This window comes from Streptomyces sp. LZ34, assembly GCF_053890475.1.
Genome location: NZ_CM132680.1, coordinates 4,813,571 through 4,829,723, shown reverse-complemented (window position 1 = coordinate 4,829,723; position 16,153 = coordinate 4,813,571). Strand labels below are relative to the sequence as shown.

General features: G+C 69.2%; 17 protein-coding genes and 2 pseudogenes. 9 read left to right on the top strand and 10 right to left on the bottom strand.

All coding sequences use genetic code 11. The features are described from left to right. The first annotated feature begins 17 nt into the window (after window positions 1–17). Together ACWY4P_RS18910 and ACWY4P_RS18905 are read left to right on the top strand one after the other, a co-directional pair. The gene (locus ACWY4P_RS18910) at window positions 18–527 is read left to right on the top strand and encodes an ATP-binding protein (RefSeq protein WP_456211721.1); all 510 of its coding nucleotides are present in this window, start codon (window positions 18–20) and stop codon (window positions 525–527) included. Window positions 528–817: 290 nt separating this feature from the next. Continuing rightward, window positions 818–2,020, top strand: a complete 1,203-nt coding sequence (locus ACWY4P_RS18905; protein ID WP_456211720.1) for an IS110 family RNA-guided transposase — start codon at window positions 818–820, stop codon at window positions 2,018–2,020. Window positions 2,021–2,168: 148 nt separating this feature from the next. Here the strand turns inward: ACWY4P_RS18905 and ACWY4P_RS18900 are convergent, their stop codons facing one another. Beyond that, window positions 2,169–2,837 carry a methyltransferase domain-containing protein gene (locus ACWY4P_RS18900; protein ID WP_456211719.1) on the bottom strand — a complete coding sequence of 223 codons (669 nt, stop codon included), beginning with the start codon at window positions 2,835–2,837 and terminating at the stop codon, window positions 2,169–2,171. A 167-nt stretch (window positions 2,838–3,004) separates the two neighbouring features. On the opposite strand from ACWY4P_RS18900, the pseudogene ACWY4P_RS18895 reads away from it, so the two are divergent. Continuing rightward, window positions 3,005–3,127, top strand: a pseudogene (locus ACWY4P_RS18895) (FAD-dependent monooxygenase); the annotation flags it as partial. Window positions 3,128–3,477: 350 nt separating this feature from the next. Continuing rightward, window positions 3,478–3,555: pseudogene (locus ACWY4P_RS18890) on the top strand (DNA mismatch repair protein MutT); the annotation flags it as partial. Window positions 3,556–3,927: 372 nt separating this feature from the next. On the opposite strand, the gene ACWY4P_RS18885 reads toward ACWY4P_RS18890, so the two are convergent. Continuing rightward, window positions 3,928–4,731 carry an NAD(P)H-binding protein gene (locus tag ACWY4P_RS18885; RefSeq protein WP_456211718.1) on the bottom strand — a complete coding sequence of 268 codons (804 nt, stop codon included), beginning with the start codon at window positions 4,729–4,731 and terminating at the stop codon, window positions 3,928–3,930. A 63-nt stretch (window positions 4,732–4,794) separates the two neighbouring features. On the opposite strand from ACWY4P_RS18885, the gene ACWY4P_RS18880 reads away from it, so the two are divergent. After that, on the top strand, window positions 4,795–5,481 hold the full coding sequence (locus tag ACWY4P_RS18880; RefSeq protein ID WP_456211717.1) for a helix-turn-helix domain-containing protein: 687 nt from the start codon (window positions 4,795–4,797) through the stop codon (window positions 5,479–5,481). A 120-nt stretch (window positions 5,482–5,601) separates the two neighbouring features. Here ACWY4P_RS18880 and ACWY4P_RS18875 read toward each other — a convergent pair whose 3' ends face one another. Continuing rightward, window positions 5,602–6,504 (bottom strand): sigma-70 family RNA polymerase sigma factor, encoded by a 903-nt coding sequence (locus tag ACWY4P_RS18875; RefSeq protein WP_456211716.1) that lies wholly within the window; start codon window positions 6,502–6,504, stop codon window positions 5,602–5,604. Between the two features lie 69 nt (window positions 6,505–6,573). Between ACWY4P_RS18875 and ACWY4P_RS18870 the strand changes: the two genes are divergently transcribed. Beyond that, window positions 6,574–7,239, top strand: a complete 666-nt coding sequence (locus tag ACWY4P_RS18870) for a nitroreductase (RefSeq protein ID WP_456211715.1) — start codon at window positions 6,574–6,576, stop codon at window positions 7,237–7,239. A 21-nt stretch (window positions 7,240–7,260) separates the two neighbouring features. Here the strand turns inward: ACWY4P_RS18870 and ACWY4P_RS18865 are convergent, their stop codons facing one another. Then, window positions 7,261–7,704 (bottom strand): hypothetical protein, encoded by a 444-nt coding sequence (locus ACWY4P_RS18865; protein WP_456211714.1) that lies wholly within the window; start codon window positions 7,702–7,704, stop codon window positions 7,261–7,263. Between the two features lie 77 nt (window positions 7,705–7,781). Beyond that, a complete protein-coding gene (locus ACWY4P_RS18860) occupies window positions 7,782–8,366 on the bottom strand; it encodes a TetR/AcrR family transcriptional regulator (protein WP_456211713.1) in 585 nt (194 codons plus the stop codon). 116 nt (window positions 8,367–8,482) lie between these two features. Between ACWY4P_RS18860 and ACWY4P_RS18855 the strand changes: the two genes are divergently transcribed. After that, entirely contained in the window at window positions 8,483–8,923 is a 441-nt protein-coding gene (locus ACWY4P_RS18855; protein WP_456211712.1) for a nuclear transport factor 2 family protein, read from the top strand. Between the two features lie 11 nt (window positions 8,924–8,934). On the opposite strand, the gene ACWY4P_RS18850 is transcribed toward ACWY4P_RS18855, so the two are convergent. Next, window positions 8,935–10,470: a DHA2 family efflux MFS transporter permease subunit gene (locus tag ACWY4P_RS18850; RefSeq protein ID WP_456211711.1), complete on the bottom strand. Its 1,536-nt coding sequence runs from the start codon at window positions 10,468–10,470 to the stop codon at window positions 8,935–8,937. 95 nt (window positions 10,471–10,565) lie between these two features. Here ACWY4P_RS18850 and ACWY4P_RS18845 point away from each other — a divergent pair, with 95 nt between their 5' ends. Next, window positions 10,566–11,258 carry a TetR/AcrR family transcriptional regulator gene (locus ACWY4P_RS18845; protein ID WP_456211710.1) on the top strand — a complete coding sequence of 231 codons (693 nt, stop codon included), beginning with the start codon at window positions 10,566–10,568 and terminating at the stop codon, window positions 11,256–11,258. Between the two features lie 3 nt (window positions 11,259–11,261). On the opposite strand, the gene ACWY4P_RS18840 is transcribed toward ACWY4P_RS18845, so the two are convergent. The 4 genes from ACWY4P_RS18840 to ACWY4P_RS18825 all read right to left on the bottom strand — a co-directional run bounded on the left by ACWY4P_RS18840 (window position 11,262) and on the right by ACWY4P_RS18825 (window position 14,637). Further along, the gene (locus tag ACWY4P_RS18840; RefSeq protein WP_456211709.1) at window positions 11,262–11,618 is read right to left on the bottom strand and encodes a hypothetical protein; all 357 of its coding nucleotides are present in this window, start codon (window positions 11,616–11,618) and stop codon (window positions 11,262–11,264) included. 116 nt (window positions 11,619–11,734) lie between these two features. Beyond that, a complete protein-coding gene (mctP, locus tag ACWY4P_RS18835) occupies window positions 11,735–13,366 on the bottom strand; it encodes a monocarboxylate uptake permease MctP (protein ID WP_456211708.1) in 1,632 nt (543 codons plus the stop codon). After that, window positions 13,363–13,644: a DUF3311 domain-containing protein gene (locus ACWY4P_RS18830; protein WP_456211707.1), complete on the bottom strand. Its 282-nt coding sequence runs from the start codon at window positions 13,642–13,644 to the stop codon at window positions 13,363–13,365. The genes mctP and ACWY4P_RS18830 overlap by 4 nt, the downstream gene beginning before the upstream one ends. 159 nt (window positions 13,645–13,803) lie before the next feature. Then, the gene (locus ACWY4P_RS18825; protein ID WP_456212972.1) at window positions 13,804–14,637 is read right to left on the bottom strand and encodes a GntR family transcriptional regulator; all 834 of its coding nucleotides are present in this window, start codon (window positions 14,635–14,637) and stop codon (window positions 13,804–13,806) included. Window positions 14,638–14,877: 240 nt separating this feature from the next. On the opposite strand from ACWY4P_RS18825, the gene ACWY4P_RS18820 reads away from it, so the two are divergent. Next, entirely contained in the window at window positions 14,878–16,149 is a 1,272-nt protein-coding gene (locus ACWY4P_RS18820; RefSeq protein WP_456211706.1) for an extracellular solute-binding protein, read from the top strand. The last annotated feature ends 4 nt before the right edge of the window (window positions 16,150–16,153 follow it).

The window sequence follows — 16,153 nt, the reverse complement described above, 5'->3', positions numbered from 1 at the left end:
CCAGACGGGAGACTTCCATGCCCACCGTATCCCCGGAAAACCAGCAAAGCCCCGAAAACCCCTGGTCGTACTCCCTCCGCCTGCCCCACGACCCCCGCGCCGCCGCCATCGCCCGCACGACCCTCCGGGCCGTCCTCGCCCGCCACGGCATGGGCGAACTCACCGACCCGGCAACGCTGGTCACCAGCGAGACGGTCACCAACGCCTACCGCCACACCACCGGCCCGGCGGAAATGCGCATCCGGGCCGTCGAGGAGGGCCGTCTCCGTGTCAGCATCTGGGACACCAACCCCGATATCCCGCCGCCCTTCGACAAGCCCCCGGCCCTCTTCGACCGCTCGGCCGCCCTCGCCGAGGCCGCCGCGAACACCGAGGCTACGTACGGGCGTGGGCTGCTCATCGTGCGGATCTGCGCGGACAACTGGGGCGGCTATGCCCTCGCCGACGAGCTCTTCGGGATCAGCGGCAAGCTGCTGTGGTTCGAACTCGCGCCGACGCCCTGCGATGCCTTCGACATCGCGGCTTGAGCGCTCCGCCGCAACTGCTGCCGCGCGGTGGCGAGCCGGTCAGTCGGCTCTCCCCCCATTACCTTCTTGGTGGCCCCGCAATGGGGCGCCCGGCCTCCGGAGTTGGCATGACTTTCTCCCCCTGTCGAACGCATGGTCTGGGGTGTGGTGTCACCGGCTCCAGAGGCACTGACAGACCGCTGATTAGGGGCATGACCACCGGCTTCTTCGCAGGTCGGGAGGCTCTTCGTCATGTGGATGTGGCGATCGGTGCCGTGGGACGGCCGGGCGGGAACGAACAGAGGACGCGCGTGATCGACGTCAGTGACATCGGCGCCTTCCCCGGCCTGGACGTCGGCAAGGGCGAACACCACGCCACCGCCGTCACCCCGGCCGGGAAAAAGGCCTTCGACAAGCGGCTGCCCAACAGCGAACCCAAACTCCGCGAGGTCTTCACCAAGCTGAAGGCCAAGCACGGCACCGTGCTCGTGATCGTCGACCAGCCCGCCTCAATCGGCGCCCTCCCGTTGGCCGTGGCCCGGGACATGGACTGCGAGGTCGCCTATCTGCCGGGCCTGACGATGCGGCGGATCGCCGACCTCTACCCCGGCGAGGCCAAGACCGACGCCCGCGACGCGTTCATCATCGCGGACGCGGCCCGGTCGATGCCACACACGCTGCGATCCATCGAGCTCACAGACGAGACCATTGCCGAGCTGGAGATGGTCGCAGGCTTCGACGACGATCTGGCCGGCGAAGCCACCCGGATCAGCAACAGGCTGCGCGGACTGCTGACGCAGATCCACCCGTCGCTGGAGCGGGTGCTGGGTCCGCGAGTGCAGCACCCAGCCGTGCTCAAGCTGCTCGACCAGTTCGGTTCCCCGGCCCAGATCCGCAAGGCCGGGCGCCGGCGGCTGGCCAGCCTGATGCGGCCCAAGGCCCCGCGCACGGCCGAGCGCCTGGTCGACGAAATCTTCACCGCGCTGGACGAGCAGACCGTCGTCGTGCCCGGCACGGATGCGGCCGCACTGATCGTCCCGAGCCTCGCCAGCTCGCTTCAAGCGGCGCTCGACCAGCGGAAACTCCTCGCCGCGAGGATCGAGGAGCTGCTGGAGTCCCACCCTCTTTCCAAGGTCCTGACGTCCATGCCGGGGATCGGCGTCAGGACCGGAGCCAGGATCCTCATCGACGTCGGCGACGGATCCAGTTTCCCCTCCGCCGCCCACCTCGCGGCCTACGCCGGTCTCGCCCCGGCGACCCGCAACTCGGGCTCGTCGATCCGCGGCGAACAACCCTCCCGGCGAGGAAACAAGCAGCTCAAACGCGCCTTCTTCCTGTCCGCGTTCGCGGCCCTTGCCGACCCAACATCCAGGGCCTACTACGACAAGAAGATCGCGCAGGGCAAGCATCACACCCAGGCCATCCTCTGCCTCGCCAGACGACGAGCCGACGCGCTCTTCGCCATGCTCCGCGACAGCACCTTCTACCAACCCCAACCCGCCCCCACGGATTGACGCAACCCATAGGGGCACACCCCCTCTTAAAAAGACGCTTGATGTAGTACTTGATGTAGAGCAAGCATTTTTTTGAGAGGGGGGTGGGGGACCGTCCGGTGGGGCCTTGCCCGGCACGGGATCCTGTGCCGCTTCCGATGCCTGATTCTCAGCCGGGTCGCTTGGCCATGACGACCAGACCCGGCCCGCTGTACTCCTCCGGGGGGAGCCGGAGTTCGGCGACCGGGTGCAGGCCGACCTGCTCGATCAGATCCACGAGCTGTTCCGGCTGCCATTTGTGTGTCGTCCAGCGAACGGGTACGCCTCCGTATGCCTCGGTGCGCACCGCGTCTTCGGCGCCGACGTGTGTTGCGGTGATGAAGTGTCCGCCTGGCTTCAGGGCGCGCGCGAACAGGGCGAGAACCTGAGGAAGGATGTCACGGGGGAGGTTGAACAGTGACCACCACCCGAGCACGCCGCCAAGGGACGCTTCATCAAGGTCGAGGTCGGTAGCAGAGGCGACGCTGAAGCGGCAGTGCGGATGAAGACGGCGCGCGTTCTCGATCATACGAGGGGAGAGATCCACCCCGGACACGTCAAGTCCGCGTTCGGCAAGGTAGGCGGTCACCGTTCCGGGTCCGCAGCCGACGTCGAGGACGGGACCAAGCTCGCTCACGGTGTCGGCGAAGGCATCGATTGATGCCTTGAGCCATGGATGACGACGGATGTCGCCGACTCCCGTCGTCACCACCATGTCGGCGTAGTTGTCGGCCACACGGTCATAGGACTCACGGACCACGTCGAGATCGGCCGGGCGGTCAATAGGGTGGGCGCGCATCAGCCGATGATAGGACTGCGCGACGGCCTACAGGCGGGCTTGCGTCTTCAACTCTCACCAGCTCTCCGCGGGGTTCAGCCTGTTGGTGCCCGCCAGTGGTCTCCAGAGGCGTATCGGCCTCAGCTGCACCGACCCGAGGCGGCGAGGCCTGGACAGAACCGGCTCTTTCTGCGGCGGCACGTGCGCAGGGCGGGATGCTCGACATCCACGAGGACAGCGGACAGCCCGCTTTGCGGGCGACCGGCCTGACGGACGAGTTCCGTGGCCTCGTCCTGGAGAGCCGCCAGGCCGCCCCGCCGCGCCGCAGCAGCGAGGCAAGGACGTGCTGCCCGGAGCGGACAACCTGAAGCGGCAGCGACAGGCAGCCGTCTCGCTCACTGCGCAGACCGGGCCGCGCACTCATGTCGCCACCGACTCTGCCCGGTGTCCGACGGCACCACCCCGCCGCTGCCACTCATGAGCGACCACGTGCGTCCGGACAAGACCCGTCCCCGGAACATCCGGGCCATCCGGGCACCCATACGTGCGCTCCTTCACCGCGTTGACCGCGCTCCCGGGCCGCCCGCAGCGGGCGTCCTGCGTCGAATAATCCGTTGAACGATGGGTCAACCTCAATCGCACGCCGCGACGCGCTCTCGCCGATCTGCCCATGCACCACACACAGCGGCTCCGCCTCCGCCACTTCCCGGAACATCGCGACCGGCCGTATCTCGGCTGACCCTGTGAACATCGGGACAGGTCCCGTCACCGCAGGTCAGGGCGATCTCGGCGAATCTCGAAAAGAATACTTTCGCGATTGACTTGCGAAATGGTCACCAACGCCTACCGCCAGACCACCGGCCCCGCGGAAATGCGCATCCGGGCCGTCGAGGAGGGCCGTCTCCGCGTCAGCATCTGGGACACCAACCCCGACATCCCACCGCCCTTCGACAAGCCCCCGGCCCTCTTCGACCGCTCGGCCGCCCTTGCCGAAGGGCAAACTGCTCTGGTTCGAACTCGCCCCGCCGCCCTGCGCCGCCTTCGCCATCGCTGCTTAGAACTCGCGCAGACAGGCGCGATGCGCACCCTGGCGGCCGTCGGCGGCGGTGAGTTACGGCGTTGCCGCGAATGCCTCCCGGTGGTCTCGTGCCCACTGCTCGAACGTGCCCGCCGGTCGGCCGAGCACCCGCGGCACGTGGTCGGTGACGTAGGCCGCACCGTTGGCGCGCGCCCAGCCGATGCCAGTGATCATCCCGGCCGGCAACTGATCGAGCTCGCTCGTGTCGGTGATCTTGACCGGCCGTTCCAGCACGCGCTCCAGGATCGCCGCCTGGTCTGTGAACGTCAGCAGCTTTGGCCCGGTCAGGTCGTACCGCTGCCCGTCGTGTGCATCGCTGGTCATGGCGGCGACGGCGACCGCAGCCACGTCCCTCGGGTCGACGATGGCCTGCTGGGAGTCGCCGACCAGGTTCGGGATCGGCTCTCCGGCCTGGATCAGCGCCCGGTACCACAAGAAGTTCGAGGCGAAGCTCGGCGGGCGGAGCATCGTCCACGCGAGCCCGCTGGCCTCGATCGCCTCTTCCCCGGAGAGGTGCCACGCACCGACGGTCGCCCCGTCGAACCGCTCGCCGCTGCCGATGGCGGACAGCTTGACGATCTTACGGACGCCCGCCGCCCGCGCGGCCGTGACCAGGGCGATGTCGTGGTCCGCGGTCGGCACGGGCGGCGCGGTCACCAGGAAGACCGTGTCGACGCCGGCCACTGCGCCCGCCAGTGACTCCGGGTCGTCGAAGTCGGCCCGCACCCCGCTGGGCTGCTCGCGACGGGACATCGCTCGAAACGGCACGCCCCGTTCGGTGAGCAGGCGGACGACGTGACTACCGATGGTGCCGGTGGCACCGGTAACAAGGATCATGTCCCGACGATCACATCGCTCTCACGCCGCGGGATAGGAAGTTTCGGCACTATGGTGAACCGCGTGAGCTCTCTGGTCGTGCCGCCCGCCCTTCTGCGTTGGGTGGCCGGGATCGATGTCGCTACGGCCGCCGGTTCGGCGGCGGTCGACGTGCCCGATCACGCCACCACGCTTCTCCTGCGCAGCGACAGGCGTGAGCTGATCGTCATGGGCCCCCGCACCCGGGCCGCCTATCACATCGGCGCGCCTGGCCACTCGTGCCTGCGGGTTCGCATGCGGCCGGGGCGTGCCCAAGCCCTGCTCGGCCGTCCGCTGCGTGATCTCGCCGACCGGGCCCTGCCGCTCCGCGAACTACCGGGCCTGGATGTCGACCAGTTCGCCGCTGATCCGATCGCCGCCCTCGAAAAAGCGTTGGTCGCCCGACCGGAGCCCCCGGCGCGGCTCGAAGCGGCGGCACACCTACTGGCCGGCGCCACTGTCGCCACGACCGCCGCCCGGTTGCACATCAGTGAGCGCCGCCTCCACGCCCTGTTCACCGACGGCACCGGCTTGTCCCCCAAGCACTTCGCACGCATCGACCGCGTTCGCACCGTGCTCGCGGCCGATGCGGGCCGGTGGTCGGACATCGCCGCGACGGCGGGTTACTACGACCAGTCCCACATGACGGCCGAGTTCCGCCACTTCATGGGTGTCCCGCCGGCCGCGTTCACCGCGGGGCGGCGTCCCGCCGCGACTCCGTGCACTGTCTGAGTTCCGAGGTTCGGTCGCTGATCCGCTGATCGCGGTCAGCGGGGTCGGCCGGTCCCCGTAGAGGCCCGCCTGCCGCTTGATGCGGAACCGCCCTGCGCCGCCTTTGCCATCGCCGCCTGATCAACCGCCGAGGGCGGTCACTTCGTCGAGGACGGCCAGGTCGAGCTGGTGAAGCCGGGCCGGATCAGCGATGAGCTCGTATGCCGTGATCCGCTCGCCGATGACGGTGAGCGTGAGGGCGAGTCGCAGCCGGCCCCGCGGCGCGACCACGATTCCCACGGCGCCGTTGACAAGTGACGGCTCCGCGAAACGCGAGTTCCGTCCGAAAGCGGCGATCTCCTCCGCCACGGCCCGCGCGCCACGGACCTCGGTCGGCCTGCCGGTGGGAAGGGCGGCTCGGTCGGCCCGCCGTACGACATCGGGGGCCAAGACCGTGAGCACCCCGTCGATGTCGCCGGCCCGCGAAGCGGTCAGGAACGCCTCGACCACGTGCCGCTGCCGGGCAAGCTCCATGTCGGGAAGCGCGGGAGCCCCCCGCACTTTGCCGCGCGCGCGGCTGGCGAGCTTCTTGGTGGTGGCCGGGGAGCGATCGACGATGGGCGCGATCTCGTCGAACGGAACGGCGAACATGTCGTGCAGCACGAAGGCGACCCGCTCCGCGGGGCCCAGTCTGTCCAGCACGATCAGCAGTGCGCGGCCGACCGATTCGACCAGCAACGCCTCTTGTTCCGGGTCGCCGCTCTGATCGGGGTCCGGGTTCTCGTCAGGCATTGGGAGACCGGCGAGTTCCTCTCGTCGTGACTCGCGGGAGCGCAGCATGTCGAGGCAGATCCGGGACACGACCGTCGTCAGCCAGCCACCCAGGTTCTCCACGTCGTCGGTGTTGCCACGGACCAGCCGCAGCCACGCTTCCTGAACAGCGTCGTCCGCCTCGCTGAGTGAGCCGAGCATGCGGTAGGCGACCGTTCGCAGGCGGTCGCGATGCCTCTCGAAACTGTCGGCGAGCCTGTCCTGCGCGTGCACCGGTCACCTTTCCCCGTCCTCGATCGTCAACACAGTAGAGGAGCCCAACACCACGGGAGGTCATCGCTCTTGGACGTCTATGAGGCGGTCACAAGCCGACGGGCGGTGCGCGGGTTCACGGACGAGCCCGTCCCGAGGGAGGTGCTCGAGCGTGTGCTTTCCGCCGCTGCCCGATCGCCGTCCGGAGGGAACCTCCAGCCGTGGAACACGTATGTGCTGACCGGCGCGCCGCTGGCCGAGCTCAAGAAGCGCATCGCCGAGCGCGTGGCCTCGGGCGATCCCGGGGACGAGCGCGAATACGCCATGTATCCGGCCGAGCTGAAGAGTCCGTACCGCGAGCGCCGGGCTGCCGCCGCCGAGCAGCGCTACGCCGCGCTCGGCGTTCCCCGGGAGGACGAGCGGGCACGCCAGAGGGCCATTGCCGCGAACTGGGACTGTTTCGGCGCACCGGCTCTGCTGCTCTGCTACATCGACCGCCCCATGGGGCCGGCCCAGTGGGCCGATATCGGCATGTACCTGCAGACCATCATGCTGCTGCTCCGTGCCGAAGGGCTGGACAGCTGCGCGCAGATGGCGTGGTCGGTGTATCGCGGCACAGTCGCGGAGGTTGTGTCACCCCTGGAAGGGCTCATCCTGTTCTGCGGTATGTCGATCGGATTCGAGGACGCCACCACGTGTTCTGCCCGTACGGACCGAGCTCCACTTGCCGAGACGGTCAACTTTTTTGACGGCTAGCCGGTTGCCGAGCGCCGCGGGTTACTCCTCCTCCTCGTAGAAGCGGTCGACCCAGCTCTCCAGCCGAGCGCCGAACTCACCTGCTGCGACGGCCAGGAGGGCACCGGGGTTGTCCGGCGGGGTAAGGCCGAAGTTCTCATCCAGCCAGGAGAGGTACTCCTCATGGCGCGGGCTCGGCTGATCGTCGGTGTCGGGCTCGATGAACTGGGCTCCGTCCCAAGAAGGCCACTGCCGCCAGTCGCATCCGAGTTGCCGGAACAGGTCCCGGAGGTTTTTGGCGACGACGCAGATTCCGCCCTCGTCTCCGAAGACCACCACGGGCAAGGTGGCCAGGTCCTCGCGATCGTCGACGCGCCAGAGCGCATAGACCGAACCGGAATGGTTGGCGTAGAACTCGTTCCCGGCTCGCTCGTCGCACTCCTTGAGGACGTTGAGTTCCGGCACGGGGGAGTAAGCGTCACTCACGGCTGCTCCGAGGCGGGATGGGAGATCGTTTGGAGTCGGACGAACGGTACCGCCCACAACTCGTCACCGACGTCCCGTCACCCGATGGTGCCGGCCTCGCGGGGGAGCAGGCAGTCGAAGACCACCTCCGCCAGCCCTCCGGGCCGGTCACTCCTGCCGCGTCGGCGCCCGGCCACCAGCGCACCCACGACGATGGCCTGTACATCGGCCGCGTCCACGTCCTTCCGCACCGCCCCCGCCGCCTGAGCGCGGGTGAGCAGTGCGTCGAACAAGTCGCGCAGATCCGCCGCCAAGGCCTCGGTTTCGGTGCCCATGCGTCCGCCCGCTTCCGTGATCGCCTCGCTCAGGTCCTGCTTCGCGTCGGCTTCCGTGGCCATTCGGGTGAGGAAGGCGAAGAACGCCGGCCCGGCCGCCGCGTCCGCCAGGGCGGCGCGGGCTTCGTGTGCCAACTGCTCCAGGTGCTCGCGGACGACCGCCTCGAACAGCGTCTCCTTGGTGGGGAAATGGCGATGGACCGTGCCCGGTCCGACCCCGGCCCGGCGGGCGATCTCGTCCAGTGGGACCGCGATGCCCTCGGCGGCGAAGGCCTCGCGGGCCGCGCGCAGGATGCGCTCCCTGTTCCGTCGTGCGTCGGCGCGCAGCGGTCGCCCTTCGGTGCTCAAGCTCGATCACCTTTCCAAGCTCGGGAGTTGATCCCGGTGACAAGCGGGGCGTGCGCCCCGTATATTCGCTCCACGAACCGGGGCGAGCGCCCCGGTTGCCTGGAGGGAAGTCTGCCATGACCACTGCCACCACCGCTGGTGAGGTCGTCCACCGCCTCCTCCGCCTCACCGCTGAGGGGCCCACCGAGGCGATGGCCGACGTGTTCGCCACGGACGCCGTCTTCGAGATGCCCTACCTGCCGCCGGGTGCGCCCGCGCACGAGCCAGGGTGCGAGGCCTTCCGGGCGCACCTGCGGGAAGGGGCGAAGGTGCAGAAGTTCGACGGTGTGGACCACGTCCAGGTCCGCACGACGGACGATCCCGAACTCGTCGTCGCGGAGTACCGCCTCCACGGCCGTGTCCTGGCCACCGGGAAGCGGTTCACCTTCGACATCGTGCTGTTCGCCCGGGTCCGCGACGGCCTGATCACCTGGTACCGCACCTACTCCAACCCGCTCGACGCCGCGATGGCCTTTGACGCGGCGGACGAGATGCTCACCGCGCTCGCCGCTGCTTAGGCCGGTGTGACTCAGCGGCGGCCCGCGCGCCGCGACAGCAGCGCCAGCGCCACGACCGCGCCCAGGACGACGACCGCGATGCCGCCGAGCAGCGCGTTGGCCATGCCGGTGTTGAACGCCTCGCGGGCTACGGCGGTCAGTCGGGCCCCTGTGCGCGGGTCGAGTTCGGCGGCGGCGCGCAGCGCGCCGGCCAGGGAGTCGCGGGTGGCGTCCGCCGTCTCGGTGGGCAGAGGGCGGGCCGCTTCGGCGACCTCGGAGCGGTAGGTGGAGTTGAAGACGCTGCCGAGGACGGCGATGCCGAGGACTCCGCCCAGCTCGCGGGTCAGGTCGTTCAGCGCGGAGGCGACGCCCTGCTTCTCGGGCGGCAGCGCGGCGACGATGGCCTCCGTCGCCGGGGTCGCGGCGAAGGCGATGCCCGCGCCGAGCAGGGTGGTGCTGGCGAGGAAGGACCAGAGGCCGCCGCCGTCGACCGTCGCGGCCAGCACGCCGAGACCGGCGGCGATCAGGGCCATGCCCAGCCCCATCACGGCGCGCATGCCGTACCGCTTGGCGAATCCGGGGGCGACGGGGGAGAACACGATCGCGCCGAGGGCCATGGAGACCAGGGCGAGCCCGGAGCGTATGGGCGAGTAGCCGAGGATCTGCTGGAGATACTGGAGGCCGAGGAAGAAGAAGCCGAACATCGCGATCGACTCGGCCGTGATGATCAGCGAGCCCGCCGAGACGCCCGGCAGCCGGAACACTCGTATGTCCAGCAGGGGGTGCGCGGTCCGCAACTCCCAGCCGATGAAGGCCGCGAGCCCGGCGGCGCCCAGCCCGAAGCCTGTGATCACCGCGCCGTCGGACCAGCCGAGCTCCGGGCCCTCCACGATGCCGAAGACCAGTGCCCCGATGCCGATCACCGACAGCAGGGCGCCCACGACGTCGAGCCGCGCCGACTCCGCCCGCTTCGAGGCCGGGGCGATCGCGGCGGCGACGAGGAGGGCGAGGGCGGCGAGCCCGGCGTTCGCCAGGAACACCGAGCGCCAGGAGTACGCCTCCAGGAGGCCCCCGGCCAGCAGTACGGCGAGCAGGCCGGAGCCGAAGCTGACGCCGGACCAGATGCCGACGGCGCGGCCGCGCTCCTCGGGCGGGAAGACATGGGTGATGATCGACAGGGTCATCGGCATGACCAGGGCGGCGCCCACGCCGGCCAGGCCGCGCAGGCCGATCACCAGCGTCACATCGTCGGTCCACACCACCGCGCCCGAGGACAGCGCGAAGAGGGCGAGGCCGGTGAGCAGGACGCCCTTGCGGCCGTAGCGGTCGCCGAGGGCGCCGCCCAGGAGCAGCAGGCCGGCGAAGGTCACGCCGTACGCGTTCATGATCCATTGCAGCTCGGCCTCAGTGGCCCGCAGATCGCGCGCCATGTCGGGCACGGCCACCAGGAGCGAGGCGAGCATGCCGACCACGACGGCGAGCGCCAGGCACATCACCGCCAGGACGGCCGTCCGGTGGGCGGCGCCGGGGCGTGGCGGTGCGGAGGGTGGGGCCGTGGGCTGCTGCATGGGAACACTCCATTTAATCGATCGTTTCAAACGAACGTTTTAAGTGGAGCATGGACGGCTTGCTTGAATCAAGCGCTCGTTTTAGTTTGGTGGCGATGAACGAGCCTCAGCCCACCGCCGCGCTGCCGCCCCGCCCCGCCCCGACCCGGGACCGTCTCCTCGACGCCGCCGAGCGGCTCTTCGGCGAGCACGGCTTCGCCGCCACCTCACTCCGGACGGTGACCGTCGCGGCCGAGGCCAATGTGGCGGCGGTCAACTACCACTTCGGCTCCAAGGAGGGGCTGCTGCGCGCGGTCGTCGAGCGCGCCATGGCCGCGGTCAACGGCGAGCGCCTGCGCCTGCTGGAAGAGTTGCGCGCCTCGGGCGACCGGCAGCCCACCGTGGAGGAGCTGGTGCGCGCCTTCGTCATGACGGGCGCTCGGCTCGTGGAGCGGAGCGGGGAGCGCGGCACGGCCGTCGCCAGGTTCCTCGGCCGGGTGATGTCCGAGCCCGACCCCGCGATCCGGCGCCTTTTCGCTGCGGAGGTCGGCCCGGCGGAGGGGCAGTACCTCGACGCGCTGCGGACCGCGCTGCCCCGGCTACCCGCGGCGGAGGTGGGGTTCCGCTTCCGTGCCATGGTCGGCCTGCTGGGCCTGTATCAGTCGAGCACCCTCGGCGATCTCCACCCGGGCGGCACCGCAGGGGGCCCGGCGCCGGCAGGCGACGACGCCGGGCGGCTGGTCACCTTCCTGACCGCCGCGTTTCACGCGCCGCCCACCACCGACGAACCCGCCGCCTCGTCCGGCTGACGACTACAACCCCGTGTACACGAAGTCCTGCACCCGCACCGCCAGCCACTCCGAACACCCCCACGCCAGCCCGGCCAGCGTGGCCGCCACCACCACCCCCGACGCCGCGGTCCACGCCGTACGCCCCATCCGGTGGCGCAGCGTGGTCCGCGCCAACGCCCACACGGCGTAGGTGAGCAGGGGGACGCCGAACATCATGAGCGGCAGTTCCACGTACAACAGGCTGAAGTCGCGCTCTCCCTCGAAGGACCCCCGAATGCCGGGGCGGGAGCCCCGCAGCCACGTCCCGAACCCCACGGCCCCGCCGACCACCGCCACCACGCAGGCGAAGACACCCGTGGATTGCGCACGCTTCTCCATACCCGTAGGGATGTCGTCCGCACGATCGCGGTTGCCTGGTCGCGGCATATGCGGACGGGCCGCCGCCTCCCTGGTGGGGGAGGCGGCGGCCCGTCGATACAGAAGGAACCGAGGCGTCAGTGGCCGCCGGGGGCGCCCGCCGTGGCCGGGGGGAGCTCCGCCTTGACGCCCGGGTCGCCCGAGTCCGCCTTGTAGTCGGCGGCCGAGGTCTCGTCGACGCCGTCCGGGGCCTTCACGGCGCGCAGGACGAGGGTGAGGACGACCACCACGGCGACGTTGAGCACGAAGGCCGTGAAGCCGATGTAGCCGATCTCGCCGATGCCGGGGATGTCCGTGACGTTGCCGAAGTGCTTCTGGGTGGCGCTCGGGGTGTCGTACGCCTTCCAGGTGCCGTAGATCATGCCGACCGCCCAGCCGGCCAGCAGCGCCCAGCGGTGGAACCAGCGAGTGAACAGGCCGCCCACCAGAGCGGGGAAGGTCTGGAGGATCCAGACGCCGCCCAGCAGCTGGAGGTTGATCGCGACGGACTTGTCCATCCCGAGGACGAAGACCAGCGCGCCGACCTTGACCAGCAGCGAGACCAGCTTGGAGACCTTGGTCTCCTGCTCGGGCGTGGCGTCCGGCTTCAGGAAGTCCTTGTAGATGTTGCGGGTGAACAGGTTGGCCGCGGCGATGGACATGATGGCCGCCGGGACCAGTGCGCCGATGCCGATGGCGGCGAAGGCCACGCCGGTGAACCAGTCCGGGAACATGTCCTCGAACAGCTGCGGGATGGCGAGCTGGTTGTTGTCCACCTTCACGCCCGCCGCGATCGCCATGAAGCCGAGCAGCGCCAGCAGGCCCAGCATCAGGGAGTAGAGCGGCAGGATCGTGGTGTTGCGGCGGATCACCTCGCGGCTGCGGCTGGAGAGCGTCGCGGTGATCGAGTGCGGATACATGAACAGCGCGAGCGCCGAGCCGATGGCCAGTGTGGCGTAGGCCCACTGTGCCTTCTCGCCGCTGGCCAGAGCGCCGCGTGGTGCCCCGGTCTTCGGGTTCTCCTCGGAGAACCAGTGGCCCGCCTTGGCGAAGATGTCGTCGAAGCCGCCCAGCTTGATCGGGATGTAGATGATCGCCACCGCGATGACGATGTAGATCAGCGTGTCCTTGACGAAGGCGATGAGGGCGGGGGCGCGCAGACCCGAGGAGTAGGTGTACGCGGCGAGCACGCCGAAGGCGATCAGCAGCGGCAGGTCCTTGACGAACCAGTTGGTGTTCTCGCCGCCGCCCACGCCCATCACGTCCAGCACCGCCTGGATGCCGACGAGCTGGAGGGCGATGTACGGCATGGTGGCGAGGATGCCGGTGACCGCGACGGCCAGCGACAGGCCCTTGGAGCCGAAGCGGCCGCGGACGAAGTCCGAGGTGGTGACGTACCCGTGCTTGTGCGACACCGACCAGAGCCGGGGCAGGAAGAGGAAGATCAGCGGGTAGACCAGGATGGTGTACGGGACGGCGAAGAAGCCGGACGCGCCCGCCGCGTAGATGGCCGCCGGGACGGCGACGAAGGTGTACGCGGTGTAGAGGTCGCCGCCGAGCAGGAACCAGGTGATCCAGGTGCCGAAGCTGCGGCCGCCGAGGCCCCACTCGTCGAGGTTGTTGGCGTTCTCGGCCGCCCGCCAGCGCGCGGCCAGGAAGCCCATGACCGTGACGGCCACGAAGAAGAAGATGAAGACGGCGAGTGCGACGCCGTTCACGTCGTTGTTCATTCCGCCGCTCCTCCCTTCTGTGTCCGCTCCGCCTCGCGCAGCGCCCGCTTCTCACGGCGGACCAGGATGTACGCGACCGACGTCAGCACGGCTGAGACGGGCACCCAGAGCATCTGGTACCAGTAGAAGAACGGGATGCCGATCCAGGTGGGCTCGATCTTGGCGTACGAGTCGACCCACAGCATCGCCACGAAAGGGGCGATCAGGCACAGACCGGCTACGACGCGCGAGGGCGTGACGACCGGTCTCCTGCCTTGCGTACCGGTTGTTCCTGACATTGACGGCGGCTCCGTCCCGCGGCTGGGCACCTGCGTAAGAGACTGATCGTTTGCTTAATGCGCAGGAAATCTAAGCCAGAGGCCAGGTGGACGTCACTACCCGTCCGCATATCGGTATGGGAAAGATAAGGACGCAGGCGTGACTCGGGTGGCGTGGGCTCAGCCGTTCGGCCGCTGTAGCCGGGCCACGAACTTGTAGCGGTCCCCCCGGTAGACCGACCGCACCCACTCCACCGGCTCGCCCGCCGCGTCCAGCGAGTGGCGCGAGAGCATCAGCATCGGCAGCCCGACGTCCGTGCCCAGCAGGCCCGCCTCGCGCGGGGTGGCCAGCGAGGTCTCGATGGTCTCCTCGGCCTCCGCGAGGTGGATGCCGTACACCTCGGCCAGGGCCGTGTAGAGGGAGGAGTACTTGACCAGGCTGCGGCGCAGCGCGGGGAAGCGCTTCGCCGACAGGTGGGTGGTCTCTATGGCCATGGGTTCGCCGCTGGCCAGCCGCAGCCGCTCGATGCGCAGCACCCGGCCGCCGGCCGCGATGTCCAGGAGCCCGGCGAGCCGGTCGTCGGCGGTCACGTAGCCGAGGTCCAGGAGCTGGGAGGTGGGTTCCAGGCCCTGGGCCTTCATGTCCTCGGTGTACGAGGTCAGCTGGAGGGCCTGGGAGACCTTGGGCTTGGCCACGAAGGTGCCCTTGCCCTGGATCCGCTCGAGCCGCCCCTCGACGACCAGTTCCTGGAGGGCCTGCCGCACGGTGGTCCGGGAGGTGTCGAACTCGGAGGCGAGGGTGCGCTCGGGAGGGACCGGGGTGCCGGGCGGCAGGGTCTCGGTGATCTCCAGCAAGTGCCGCTTGAGGCGGTAGTACTTGGGCACGCGTGCGGTGCGCGTCCCGCCGGAGCTGTTACCGGAGCTATGGGCAGATCTGTTGGCGGAGTTGGTGCCGCCCTCGGCTGTGGCTGTCGTAGCCGTCGTGGCCGCCGCCGTTGCCCCCTCGGTCTCCATCGCGCGCCTTTCCGACCCCTGGTCTGCTGCCGTCACCGGCTCCTCCGTCTTCAGCGGCTCACATCGTGGCACGGCCTCGGCCGTAAGCGGCTGCTCAGCCCGTATGTCGTCAGGTGTCGGTCCGGTAACGGAGCCGATGGCGGCTCTTGGTCACCCTTGACACCCCTAAAGGTCTAGGCCAAGCTGCGGGCACTGGTCTAAACCATTAAACCTCTCTTCCGGTCCTTTGAGGAGTGTGCTGTGAAGCGTGGGCTGTTTGCGGCGACGGGTGTCGCGGCGATGCTGGTGACCGTCGCGGCCTGCGGGTCCGGCGATGACAACGAGAAGACCGGAGCGGACGGCTTCAAAGGCGAGACGCTCACCGTCTGGGCGATGGACGGGTCCACCCCCGACGGCTGGACGAAGGACGTCAAGGCGGCCTTCGAGAAGAAGACGGGTGCCAAGCTGAAGCTGGAGGTCCAGCAGTGGAACGGCATCCAGCAGAAGGTGACCACCGCGCTCTCGGAGTCCGATCCGCCGGACGTGATCGAGATCGGCAATACCCAGACCCCGGCCTACGCCCGGACCGGCGGCCTCGCCGAGCTGACCGACCTGAAGGGGTCGATCGGCGCGGACTGGGCCGACTCGCTCAACAAGTCCGCGGTCTACGACGGCAAGCAGTACGCCGCCCCGTGGTACGCGGCCAACCGGGTGGTGCTCTACAACAAGAAGATCTGGGCCCAGGCCGGGATCAAGGACACCCCCAAGACCCGGGCCGAGTTCTTCCACGACCTTGACGCGATCCAGAAGAAGACGGACGCCGAGCCGATCTATCTGCCGGGCCAGAACTGGTACTTCTTCGACGGGCTGACCATCGGGACCGGCGCCGACCTCGTCAAGAAGGACGGCGACAAGTGGGTCTCCAACCTCGCCGACGCCAAGGTCGCCAAGGCCATGGACATCTACAAGCAGTACCAGTCCTTCAGCAAGGCCCCGAAGGACAAGGACGAGGCCACCCCGCAGCAGGCGGAGATCTTCGCCAAGGGCAAGACCGGCGCCTTCATAGGGATGGGCTGGGAGGCGGCGACCGCCATCAAGGCCAACCCGAAGATCGAGCAGGACATCGGCTACTTCACCATCCCGGGGGAGACCGCCGACAAGCCGGAGGGCGTCTTCCTGGGCGGCTCCAACCTCGCGGTCGCGGCGGGCAGCAAGAAGCAGGAGCTGGCCAAGGAGTTTCTGAAGATCGCCCTGTCGGACACCTACGAGGGGCAGTTGGCGAAGGAGGGCGGCGTGATCCCCAACAAGGAGTCGCTCCAGTCCCACCTCAAGGGCAACGCCGCGGCCGAGGCGGCGGCGCCCGCCGTCGCGGGCGGCGGCACCACCCCGCTGATCCCCGAGTGGGCCCCGGTGGAGAACGCCCCGAACCCGGTCAAGGCCTATATGACCGCCGTGCTGAAGGGTAAGTCGCCGACGGACGCGGCCAAGTCGGTCGAGGACGAGATGAACAAGCGCCTCAGCCAGGAGCAGTAACGGC